The organism is Acidovorax sp. LjRoot204, assembly GCF_056175785.1.
On record NZ_JBGFFF010000148.1, the window covers coordinates 1 to 11,044 of the forward strand.

Consider the following 11,044-nt stretch of genomic DNA (forward strand, 5'->3'; position numbering starts at 1 on the left):
AGCCAGCACCTTTGCTGCTGGGCYTCATYCTGGGSCCSATGATGGAAGAGAACCTGCGSCGYGCGCTGCTGCTSTCGCGYGGYGACTGGAGCGTGTTTGTGACGCGTCCGCTGTCGGCTGGCCTGTTGGCGGCTGCGGCACTGCTGCTCATCATCGTGCTGCTGCCTTCAGTCAAGAACAAGCGCGAAGAAGCGTTTGTGGAAGACTGATCGGTTCCGACTCTTTTCTCACCCTGATCAACGGCACCTTCGGGTGCCGTTGTTTTTTGGGCAGTGGCGTCCACGTGGTACGGCTGTCGCCAGTACACAATTGCGGGCAGAGGTCCGCATGTCCACACCGTTTCATCCCACGCAGCACCCGCACCGGGCGATGCTGCACAACGAAATCCACGCCCGCCCGCCCGAGGCGATGAATGCCCCGCTGGCCATCGCCCACATCGTGATGCTGGCCGATGCGGCAGGGCGCGAGGCCAGCCGGGCCCATGTTGCCGCGCTCCTGCGGGACCACCACATGGCGCTTCCCGACGCCCAGACCACCCACTTGCGGATGGACTTGGGCGCTTTTCGGATGCGCTGGGAGATGCACACCGAATTCGTCACCTGGACCTTCATGGTCCCGGCGCCGGTGGAGGCTTTTGGAGAGCGGGAGCCGGTCAGTGCCGTGGATTCCGTTCCGCACGACTGGCTCGCAGCTTTGCCCGGCCAGTGCCTGTGCAGCCTGAACCTGTGGGTGCTGCCCACACACACCTTTGGATCGGGCTCTTTGGTCAAGCATGTTCTGCACGAAGACACATTGGTAGCCTCTACCGTGGCCGACGGGCATGGTGAGGTGTACACCGACTTTGCGATCCACGCCGACGGCTTTTCGCGCATGGTGCTGCTTGCAGGGGGCATGACACCACGGCGCCTGGGGCGTTTGGTGCAGCGCCTGCTGGAAATCGAGACCTACCGCATGGCTGCCTTGCTCGGCCTGCCTGCCGCTCGCGAAGCTGCCAGCGTGCTGGCCTTTGCTGAGCGCGAACTGGCGGCGCTGGCTGAAGCCATCCGCACGGCCAACCGTGATGACGAGCCCGCCTTGCTCGATCGGCTGACGCGCCTGGCCGGGCAGGTGGAAAGTCAGTACGCAGCCACGCACTCGCGCTTCTCGGCCAGCAGTGCCTACTTTGAATTGCTGGACCGCCGTATCCAGGACATTGCCGAGTCCCGCCTGGCGGGCATGCAGACCATCCGGGAGTTCATGGACCGGCGCCTGACCCCCGCTCGGAGTACCTGTGAGTGGGCAACCCGTCGGCAGGATGCGCTGTCGCAGCGCGTATCGCGCATGAGCAACCTGCTGCGCACCCGGGTAGAGATCGAACAGCAGCAAAGCAGCCAGGCGCTGCTGACCACCATGAACCACCGGCAGGATCTGCAGTTGCAGATGCAGTCCACCGTGGAGGGGTTGTCTGTGGCGGCCATTACCTATTACATCGTCGGGCTCGTCAGCTATCTGGCCAAGGGCGCGCAAAAACTGGGCTGGCCGTTGTCGCCGGAGACTACGGCAGCCCTCGCGATTCCGGTGGTGGCGGCAGGGGTGTGGTGGTCACTGCGGCGGCTGCACCAGCGGGTGTTCCACAAACACCGCTAAGGCGGTTGGCCCACCGATCTGTCGAGCGGCACGGGGTGCACTTTGGCTTGTCAGCCATCGTTGATGAAGGGGGCGCCCGCGCAGAGGTTCGATGGCCTGCACCAGCCTTGCCGTGTCACACTGGGCGCAACGCTCCGGCGACCACTGTCCGGCAGATACTTCAGCAGGCGCTTTGCGTCCCTTCGTACCCGTGACCACTGAAAAGAAGAGCATTGCCTCCGGCCTTGTGCTGGCGTTCCTGGGCTCCATCGCCTTCAGCGGCAAGGCCATCATCGTCAAGCTGGCCTACCGCCATGGGGTGGATGCGGTCACGCTCATCATGTACCGCATGCTATTTGCGCTGCCCATCTTTGCCGTGATGGCCTGGTGGGCCAGCCGGGGCAAACCGCCGCTCACCCGCAAGGACTGGCTGGGCGTGCTGGGCCTGGGTGTCACCGGCTACTATCTGGCGAGTTTTCTCGACTTTGCAGGGCTTGCCTACATCAGTGCCAGCCTGGAGCGCCTCATCCTGTACCTCAACCCCACGCTGGTCGTGTTGCTGGGCTGGGTGTTGTACRGGCGTGGTATCCGCTGGGCCCAGGCGGCAGGCATGCTGGTGAGCTACAGCGGCGTGGTTCTGGTGTTTGGCCACGAGGCCAACCTGCAGGGTGCCAATGCTGCCTGGGGCACCTTGCTGGTGTTCCTGAGCGCAGTCAGCTATGCCATCTATCTGGTTTACAGCGGCGAGATGGTGCAGCGCCTGGGCGCGCTGCGGTTGGTGGGGCTTGCCACGACCGTGGCTTGCCTGTGCTGCCTGTTGCAGTTTGTGGTGCTGCGGCCGCTGAGTGCGGCAGTCGTTGCGCCTGAGGTGATCTGGCTGTCGGTACTCAACGCCACCTTGTGCACGGCCGCGCCCGTGCTGATGGTGATGATGGCCATTGAGCGCATCGGCGCAGGCATGGCCGCGCAGACGGGCATGGTGGGCCCGTTGTCCACCATCCTCATGGGCGTGTGGATTCTGGGCGAACCGTTCACGGTGTGGGTCGCTGCCGGGACGGTGCTTGTGGTCGCGGGTATCTTCATTTTTACCCGCATGGCGCGCAGGGCCTGACAGCCCACATCCCGCAGCCCTTTGGGGCGCCGTGACAAGGGCCGCCCTGCTTGCTTTTATGACGTCTTCTTTTTGGGAGCTGCCTTGCTGCGGGCTGGAGCCTCGGCCGGTGCTGCAGGCGACGGCACCGCTGCTGCTGCGGGTGCCGCTTTGGGATTCATGCGCTGGGCCACCGTCACGGGGGCCGTGCCGGTGAATCCATCGAGGTTCTTGCCCATGGCCAGCTCCAGTTGCTCCAGGCGCGCCTGTGCAGGCGGGTGCGTGGCCAGTGCCAGCGTGAAGGCCGGGTTGTCAGGCGTGGCGGTGCGCAGGTGCTGCAGCACCGACACCAGTCCATAGGGATCAAACCCCGCGCGGGTGGCCAGTGCCACGCCAGTGCGGTCGGCATCGTACTCATCGGTCTGGTCCAGGCCGCGTGCGTACAGGTTGCGCCCCAGTGCCAAAAATTGCGAGGCCACCACGTTGCCCACGGCGTTGGTCTTGATCTGCGAAGCCACCAACTGGGTCAGCATGCCCGACTGTGCCGTCTTGCGAATGGCCAGCAGGTGGTGTTTGGCGGTGACGTGGGTGATTTCGTGGGCGAGGATGCCAGCCAGCTCGGCCTCGTCGGCGCAGCGGTCGATCAGGCCCTTGGTCACGAACACATACCCCCCCGGGGCCGCAAAGGCGTTGTACCCCGAGTCGTCCAGCACCACAAAGGTCCACGGCAGGTTGGGGCGGGGCGATTGCAGGCTGATCCAGCGCCCGAGCTGATTCACATACCGCTGCAGTGCCATGTCCGGGTGCAGGGGTTTGCTGCCCAGCAGCACGGCCGAGAGTTGGCGGCCGATTTCGATCTCGCGGGGCTCGTCGATGCTCTCAACCGAACGGGTGAGCATGCTGATGAGGTCATCCCCCTGGCCTGCGGGGCTGCCTCCACCGGTGATGGCGCCCAGCAGGCCTCCGCCGGTGTTGCTGGTGGAGCTGCCACCACCCAGGGCGTTGAGCAGATTCATGACCCCCTGGCTCTGCCCCTGGCTGGGGAGCAGGGTCAGGGCCAGGGCGGTACACGCCGCCGCGAGCAATCGGGTGCGGGAGAGGGATGGGGGCAGACGCATGGCAGCTCTCGCTCAGTTGGGGCTGAAATTGGGGTCGGACGGATTGTTGGACGAGCCTGTCGCCCCCGATCCGCTGCTGGAGGAGGGCCGGGGCGGCTCCGCCAGGGGTGCCACGTTGCGTGGCTGCAGCGACGCATTGCTGGCGAACTGGCGGGCTTGGTCGGCGTTGACCCGCAGCCCCTCGGCCTGGGTCACGGCTGCCGGGTTGGGTTGCGCCTTGGCGATGTCTTCGGCTCCCAGACCCCGGATGCCCACGGTGGAGGTGGCTGTCGTGGTGCCGCCGCTGTTTCCGCCGAACAAGCTGCCAAGGCCTCGCATTCCGCTCGTTGCGGCATTACCAGTGGCCGGTGCAGCGCCTGACTGGGGGCCCAGGTCAAACATATGGACCCAGCCCGTAGCGCCTTGTGCTGTGCTGACCTTGGTCCAGGGCCCCTTGCGCTCACTGCTACGCGTGACTACTGAGTTGGCCTCCAGCGGTGCCACGCTGGCGCCGCTTTCTGCGGGGCTGTCGCGCAGCTGGGTGGCGCGTTTGACCACGGCAGCCTCCTGCGCATGCGCTGTGGTGCAGAGCAGTGGCAAGAGGGCCATCGCGGCCGATGCCAGCCAAGGCGCCAGGGCTTTCCAGTGCGGCCGGTTCATGGTGATGCTCTCCAACTATGATTTAACAAAGGGCACTTGTATCAGTGTGCAACCAGGAGATTGTTATGGATTTGGGTATTGCAGGCAAATGGGCGCTGGTGTGTGGCGCGAGCAAGGGGCTGGGCTATGGCTGCGCGCAGGCTTTGGTGCGCGAGGGTGTCAATGTGGTCATCAACGCCCGCAGTGCCGAGGCGCTCGAACAGGCTGCTACTCGTTTGATAGCTGAAAGTGCAAACAAGACTAGCGCCAGCGGCCAAAAGGGTGCATCACCTCAGGTGCTGGCTGTGGCGGCCGACATCACCACGCCCGAAGGGCGTGCGGCGGTGTTCTCGGCGGCCGGAGGACCGGGCCGTGACTTCGACATCGTGGTCACCAACGCAGGCGGCCCACCCACCGGCGACTTCCGCGACTGGAACCGCGACGCCTGGATCAAGGCTGTGGACGCCAATATGCTGACCCCTATCGAACTGATCCAGGCCACGGTGGATGGCATGGCTGAACGCGGGTTTGGCCGCATCGTCAACATCACTTCCAGCGCCGTGAAGGCGCCCATCGACATCCTGGGCCTGTCCAACGGCGCGCGCAGTGGTCTCACGGGGTTTGTGGCGGGTGTGTCGCGCAGCAAGATCGCAGCGAGTGGGGTGACCATCAACAACCTGCTGCCTGGTAAGTTCGACACCGACCGGCTCGCAGCCACCGTCACGGCAGCCGCCAGCAAGGCGGGCAAGAGCGTCCAGGATGTGCGCTCCGCGCAGCAGGCGCAGATCCCGGCAGGGCGGTATGGCTCTGCCGAAGAGTTTGGTGCCATTTGCGCCTTCCTGTGCAGCGTGCACGCGGGCTACATGACGGGACAGAACGTGCTGGCCGACGGTGGTGCCTACCCGGGTACGTTCTGACGCAGGCCGGGCCCGATGAGGTCCGGCTGGTGGGCTGTGTGGCGCAGTGCTCCCGCAGAACGGAAGCTGGCGTGGTGTTTTGCCGACAGCTTTACCGGAGCGCTGAATAATTGGTGGAATACTGCGGGCCAGCGCCTGCCACTGTCCGCCGCCATGCAATCTGTCCACATTCCCTTTCTGCCGCGCCTGAAACGCCACTGCACCCTGCTGTGTCTGGCGCTGTGCGTTGGGGCAGCTGTGCAGGCCGCCGATGCGGCCAGCGCGGCGGGTGCGGGCACTGCAGCGGCAGCTCCGTACCGGTTGCGCATCGTGGGCGGTCTGGCCGGTATCAGCCAGTACGTCCGGCAGGAAGAGCCCTTCTGGACCAAAGAGCTTTCTCGCCTGAGCGCTGGGCGCTTCCAGGCAGAGATCGTGCCCTTTGACCGGGCCGGCGTGCCTGGGGCCGAGATGCTGCGTTTGCTGCAGCTGGGCGTGGTTCCTTTTGGCACCACCCTGATGAGTTCGTTCACCGCGCAATACCCCGAATACACAGCGCCTGACCTGGCCGGACTGAACCCCGACCTTGCCACGCTCAAGACTACGCTGGCGGCGTTTCGCCCCTACCTCGAAAAGGCGTTGCGTGAGCAGCATGGTGTCGAGGCACTCGCCATCTACGTGTACCCGGCGCAGGTGGTGTTCTGCAAGAAGCCACTGCGTACCTTGGCCGAACTCACTGGCCGCCGCGTGCGTGTGTCGTCGGCCAGCCAGGCCGACTTTGTGGGCGCCTTGGGCGGGGTGCCCGTGCTGACCAGTTTTTCGCAGATCGTGCCGAGCTTGACCGCGGGCAATACCGAATGCGCCATCACCGGCACCATGTCGGGCAACATGCTTGGCCTGCCGGCACTCACCACCCACGTGCACACCCTGCCGGTGACCTGGGGGCTTGCCGTGTTTGGTGCCAACCAGGCCGCCTGGGCGGCGCTGCCGCCCGACCTGCGCACGCTGCTCAAGCGCGAACTGCCCCGCCTGGAAGCCGCCATCTGGGCCGAGTCCGAGCGTGAAACTGCCGACGGACTGGCTTGCAACCGGGGTGCCCCCACCTGCAACGCTGGCACCAAGGGCAGCATGGTGGTGGTGCCCGTGTCGCCCCAGGATGAGCGCAGCCGCCAGGAGATCCTTGAATCCACCGTGTTGCCGCGCTGGGTGCAGCGTTGCGGCGCTCGCTGCGCGCAGGTCTGGAACCAGACTATCGGGCCAGTGCGTGGGCTGCAGGCAGCGCCTGCGAAATGACAGAGTCCGCCGCACCTTCGCGCATCAAGGCCTATGTCTGGGCGGGCGCTGCAGTGTTTGTGGCGGCCGTGGTGGCGGTGGCCGGTACCCTGGCGTGGAATGCCCGCCAGGCCGCGCTGGCCGATAGCGAGGCCCAGGCCACCCGCTTCGTGGCGGGCGCAGAGGCGGCACTCAACCGCTCGCTGCTGGCCGTGGACGTGCTGCTGGCCAGCATGGACGAGCTGCTGGGACTGTCCAATGCCATGCCCAAGTGGCTGGATGCCGATACGGCCAGCCAGCGGCTGCGGGGGTCGGCGCGGCAGAACCTCATGGTGCGCTACGTGGCGGTGCTCGACAGCACGGGCAAGGCGTTGGCGTCGTCCGACCCCGCAGGCGCCAGCCTGTTGGTGCAACTGCCGGCCGGTTTTCTGGAGAGCGTGCTGGAGCAACCTGTATCCACCCTGATGGTCAGCGCGCCGGTGGTGAGCTTTGCCAGTTCCGAGAAAGTGTTGTACTTCGCTCGCCACCTGCGCATGGCGGACAGCTCGCGGGTGGTGGCCGTGGCCGAGCTGCCGGTGTCGGCCCTGAGCTCGGTGCTGGTACAGGGCGTGGACATCAGCGGTCTGCAGGTCACGCTGGAGCGCGCCACCGGGCAACTGCTGCTGAGCGTGCCCAACCGCGAAGACGTGACCGCGCCCACCCTCACGCCGCCCATCGGAGATTTGGTCGACCGGGGAATGGCCTGGCAGGCCCCTGCGCGATTGACCGGCGAGCCATCGCTGGTGGTGTTCCGGCCCATCCTGTACCAGGACTTGCGCATCGCGGCCAGCATTCCGCTGGATGCGGCACTCGCCGGCTGGCGCGACCAGCGCGATGCCATTGCACTGACCACCGCGCTGTTCATCGCCATGATCTTTGCAGCGGGGGTGCTGGCGCTGCGCTACGTGGACCGGATGTCCCAGGCCCGCCTGGCCATCGCGCAGTCCAAGGCCACGCTGGACCAGGCGCTGGAGTCCATGGTGAGCGGCTTCTTGCTATTGGACAGCCAGCATCGCGTGGTGCAGTGGAACCGCCAGCTGGAGACGATTCTCCCGTGGCTGCAGGGCGTGATCACGCCCCTCATTCCGTTCCGAACGGTGCTGGAGGCCACGGTGGAGCACCATGTGCCCCGCCTGTCCGACGATGAGCGCAAGCGGTGGGTGAGCCAGCGCCTGGAGCGGCAAAAGCACCAGCCCGAGCCGCGGGAACAGTCGTACGCCAATGGCAGCACCATCCAGATCACCGAACGCGCCACGCCCGATGGCGGCCTCGTGATCAGCTACCACGACGTGACTGCGCTGCGCAAGGCCAGCACGGAGATCGAGAGCCTGGCCTTTTACGACCCGCTGACCAACCTGCCCAACCGCCGTCTGTTGATGGACCGCATGCAGCAAGCCATTGCCGCCAGCGTGCGCAGCGGGCAGTACGGCGCCTTGTTGTTCCTGGACCTGGACCACTTCAAGACCCTGAACGACACGCGGGGCCATGAGGTGGGCGACATGCTGTTGCGCCAGGTGGCTCAGCGCCTGAAGACCTGCGTGCGGCGCGAGGACACGGTGGCGCGCCTGGGGGGCGACGAATTTGTGGTCATGCTCAGCGACCTGTCGGTGCACCGTGATGAGGCCGCCGCCCAGGCGCGCCGGGTGGGTGAGAAGATCCTGCGCAAACTCAACGTGCCCTACACGCTGGGGGGGAACGCGCACCACAGCACGCCCAGCATTGGCGCCACGCTGATGGGCGGCAGCCTGCAGTCGTCGGTGGACCTGCTGAAAGAGGCGGACATCGCCATGTACCAAGTCAAATCGCAAGGGCGCAACGCGCTGTGCTTTTTTGACCCCCAGATGCAGATCGTCATCAGCATGCGCGCGCAGCTGGAGACCGACCTGCAGATGGCGCTCACCGCGCGGCAGTTTGTGCTGCACTACCAGCCGCAGTTCCACCTGGATGGCCGCATGGTGGGCGCCGAGGCCCTGATCCGGTGGCAGCACCCCGAGCGCGGGCTGGTTGCGCCCGGCGAGTTCATAGGCGTGGCCGAAGAAAGCGAACTCATCGTGCCCATGGGCCACTGGGTGCTGCGCACGGCCTGCGAGCAGCTGGCGGCCTGGCAGGGGGACGAGCGGTACCGGCACCTGCAGGTGTCGGTCAACGTGAGTGCGCGGCAGTTCCGCCAGCGCGACTTTGTGGCCCGGGTGGTGGAGGTGCTGCGCGAGACGGGCGCCAAGCCACACCTGCTCAAGCTCGAACTCACCGAATCACTGGTGCTGGACAACGTGGACGACACCATCGCCAAGATCGGCATGCTCAAGACCAAGGGCGTGCGCTTTTCGGTGGATGACTTTGGAACCGGCTATTCATCGCTGGCGTATCTCACGCGGCTGCCGCTGGACCAGCTCAAGATCGACCAGTCCTTTGTGCGCAACCTGGGGGTGCGGCACACCGACGATGTGATCGTCCAGACCATTCTGGGCATGGCACGCAACCTGGAGCTGGATGTGATTGCCGAAGGGGTGGAAACCGAGGCACAGAAGGACTTCCTGGCCCGGCACGGCTGTGTGTACTTCCAGGGCTATCTGCTGGGGCGGCCCACCCCGGTGATGGACCTGGAGGCGTTGATGGAGTCGGCCACCACGGTCACTGCCCCGGGTTGATGGGCCCAGAAAGGCCGCGTCGTTTGCTGCTTTTTGTGTAGCAATTGGGGCAATGAATACCTGCGCTACCGCCGGTTTTGGCCAAAACTGGAATCCGTCAACGCCGTGACGACACCACGATGCCACCCACGATCAGCGCGAACGCCACGGCATGGAACGCCTTGGGCGTGTCGCCCAGAAAGGCCGCCGAGAGCACCCCGGCAAACAGCGGCGTGAGGTTGATGAAAAACCCGGCGGCTGCAGGCCCGGCGCGTTGCACGCCCACCCCCCAGCAGCGGTAGGCCAGCACCGCAGGCCCCACGGCGATGAAGGCCAGGGCGGCTATCAGCGGCCATCCCCATGCGATGTGCGTGCGCCCGCTGGCCCATTCGGCCCCCGCAAAGCTGCCCGACCAGGCCAGTCCAAACACCATTTGTGCCATCAAAAACGCAGCCCAGTCGCCCCGGATGCTGGTGGGCTCGCTGGTGCGCGACAGCAGCCAGCTGTAGAACGCCCACGAGATGGTGGCCAGCAACATGAACAAATCGCCCGGCACCAGACGGAATGCCAGCAGCTGCGACCACTCGCCCCGGCTCAGCACCAGCAGCACACCACACACCGACAGCAATGCCCCCAGTACCTGCCGTCGCGTGACGGTGGCCCCGAAGAACAGCGCGCCCACGGCCAGCATCCACACCGGCATGCTGGAGCCGACCAGCGTCACGTTGATGGGGGTGGAAGTCTGCAGCGCCATGTACTGCAGCGCGTTGTAGGCCCCGATGCCCAGCAGGCCCAGCAGCGCATAGCGGCGCCAGTGCGGCCACAGCGGGCTGTCGGCGCGCAGCACGCCATGGGCCAGGGGCAGCAGGATGGCAAAGGCCAGCACCCAGCGGATGAAGTTCAGGGTGATGGGGGGAATCAGGTCATGCACCAGCCGCCCCACCACAGCGTTGCCGGCCCACAGCAAGGGCGGAATCACCAGCAGCACGGCCGTGCCGGGTGTGATTTTTTGAGTCATGGGGCTGCACTGTAACGGTGCAGCCCGGGCCCTGCTGCGCCCGGGGCACAAGGCCCCAGCACGCACCGGTGCTGCAAGGGCCGTCGGCAACCGCGTGCGATTCGTGGCAGGATGGCCGCCGTTGAGACATCCCCCCCTTTTTTTGTTTGAGGAGACGTTAGCCATGAGCCTTGCCGTCCAGATCCGCCAGCACGGTGGTCCCGAAGAACTCCACATCGTTGACGTCCCTGTGGGCGAGCCTGGCCCCGGTGAGGTCCGCATCCGCCACCASGCCATAGGCCTGAACTTCATCGATGTGTACCACCGCACCGGCCTGTACCCTTTGAGCATGCCAGCTACCATCGGCATGGAAGGCGCGGGAGTGATCGAGGCGGTGGGTGAGGGGGTCACGCACCTGAAGGTGGGCGACCGCGCCGCCTATGCSAGCMASCCKCCCGGCGCCTACTGCGARSTGCGCGTGATGCCSGCCAAATGCGTSTGCAAGCTGCCCGAYGCSATCWSCTTCGAGACCGGCGCGGCCATGATGCTCAAGGGCCTSACGRCGCAATACCTGCTSAAGAAAACCCGGCCTGTGGAAGGCCTGCAGCCTGGCGACCATGTGCTGTTCCATGCCGCAGCGGGGGGCGTGGGCCTGATCGCCTGCCAGTGGGCCAAGGCACTCGGCCTGCAGCTCATCGGCACGGCGGGGTCTGATGCCAAGTGCCAGCTGGCGCTGGCCAACGGCGCGGCGCACGCCATCAACTACAGCACCGAGGACTTTGCGG

9 protein-coding genes and 1 pseudogene are annotated in these 11,044 nt (G+C 65.9%); 7 read left to right on the forward strand and 3 right to left on the reverse strand.

The annotated features are described in order from the left end of the window. The 3 genes and pseudogenes from AC04MI_RS20025 to AC04MI_RS20035 all read left to right on the forward strand — a co-directional run. Nucleotides 1–209: pseudogene (locus AC04MI_RS20025) on the forward strand (tripartite tricarboxylate transporter permease); the annotation flags it as partial. 118 nt (nt 210–327) lie between these two features. Beyond that, nucleotides 328–1,626, forward strand: coding sequence for a DUF3422 family protein (locus AC04MI_RS20030; RefSeq protein WP_056060948.1), 1,299 nt, complete (start codon nt 328–330; stop codon nt 1,624–1,626). Between the two features lie 190 nt (nt 1,627–1,816). Next, on the forward strand, nt 1,817–2,716 hold the full coding sequence (locus AC04MI_RS20035; RefSeq protein ID WP_476498514.1) for a DMT family transporter: 900 nt from the start codon (nt 1,817–1,819) through the stop codon (nt 2,714–2,716). A 56-nt stretch (nt 2,717–2,772) separates the two neighbouring features. On the opposite strand, the gene AC04MI_RS20040 is transcribed toward AC04MI_RS20035, so the two are convergent. After that, nucleotides 2,773–3,813 carry a M48 family metalloprotease gene (locus AC04MI_RS20040; RefSeq protein WP_056060955.1) on the reverse strand — a complete coding sequence of 347 codons (1,041 nt, stop codon included), beginning with the start codon at nt 3,811–3,813 and terminating at the stop codon, nt 2,773–2,775. Nucleotides 3,814–3,825: 12 nt separating this feature from the next. Further along, on the reverse strand, nt 3,826–4,452 hold the full coding sequence (locus AC04MI_RS20045; RefSeq protein WP_056062092.1) for an SH3 domain-containing protein: 627 nt from the start codon (nt 4,450–4,452) through the stop codon (nt 3,826–3,828). A gap of 65 nt (nt 4,453–4,517) precedes the next feature. On the opposite strand from AC04MI_RS20045, the gene AC04MI_RS20050 reads away from it, so the two are divergent. The 3 genes from AC04MI_RS20050 (at nt 4,518) to AC04MI_RS20060 (ending at nt 9,283) form a co-directional block, all read left to right on the forward strand. Then, entirely contained in the window at nt 4,518–5,348 is an 831-nt protein-coding gene (locus AC04MI_RS20050) for an SDR family oxidoreductase (RefSeq protein ID WP_056060958.1), read from the forward strand. A 153-nt stretch (nt 5,349–5,501) separates the two neighbouring features. Then, nucleotides 5,502–6,617, forward strand: coding sequence for a TRAP transporter substrate-binding protein (locus AC04MI_RS20055; RefSeq protein WP_436078093.1), 1,116 nt, complete (start codon nt 5,502–5,504; stop codon nt 6,615–6,617). After that, nucleotides 6,614–9,283 (forward strand): bifunctional diguanylate cyclase/phosphodiesterase, encoded by a 2,670-nt coding sequence (locus tag AC04MI_RS20060; protein WP_056062099.1) that lies wholly within the window; start codon nt 6,614–6,616, stop codon nt 9,281–9,283. The genes AC04MI_RS20055 and AC04MI_RS20060 overlap by 4 nt, the downstream gene beginning before the upstream one ends. A gap of 97 nt (nt 9,284–9,380) precedes the next feature. Here the strand turns inward: AC04MI_RS20060 and AC04MI_RS20065 are convergent, their stop codons facing one another. Then, nucleotides 9,381–10,280: a DMT family transporter gene (locus tag AC04MI_RS20065; protein WP_056747460.1), complete on the reverse strand. Its 900-nt coding sequence runs from the start codon at nt 10,278–10,280 to the stop codon at nt 9,381–9,383. 163 nt (nt 10,281–10,443) lie between these two features. On the opposite strand from AC04MI_RS20065, the gene AC04MI_RS20070 reads away from it, so the two are divergent. Further along, on the forward strand, nt 10,444–11,044 hold a 601-nt coding region (locus tag AC04MI_RS20070), incomplete at its 3' end, for a quinone oxidoreductase family protein (RefSeq protein ID WP_476498515.1).

Coding starts and splice junctions, on each gene's coding strand:
- AC04MI_RS20055 (WP_436078093.1), top strand. CDS start 5,502: ATGCAATCTGTCCACATTCCCTTTCTGCCGCGCCTGAAACGCCACTGC.
- AC04MI_RS20060 (WP_056062099.1), top strand. CDS start 6,614: ATGACAGAGTCCGCCGCACCTTCGCGCATCAAGGCCTATGTCTGGGCG.
- AC04MI_RS20045 (WP_056062092.1), bottom strand. CDS start 4,452: ATGAACCGGCCGCACTGGAAAGCCCTGGCGCCTTGGCTGGCATCGGCC.
- AC04MI_RS20050 (WP_056060958.1), top strand. CDS start 4,518: ATGGATTTGGGTATTGCAGGCAAATGGGCGCTGGTGTGTGGCGCGAGC.
- AC04MI_RS20040 (WP_056060955.1), bottom strand. CDS start 3,813: ATGCGTCTGCCCCCATCCCTCTCCCGCACCCGATTGCTCGCGGCGGCG.
- AC04MI_RS20030 (WP_056060948.1), top strand. CDS start 328: ATGTCCACACCGTTTCATCCCACGCAGCACCCGCACCGGGCGATGCTG.
- AC04MI_RS20065 (WP_056747460.1), bottom strand. CDS start 10,280: ATGACTCAAAAAATCACACCCGGCACGGCCGTGCTGCTGGTGATTCCG.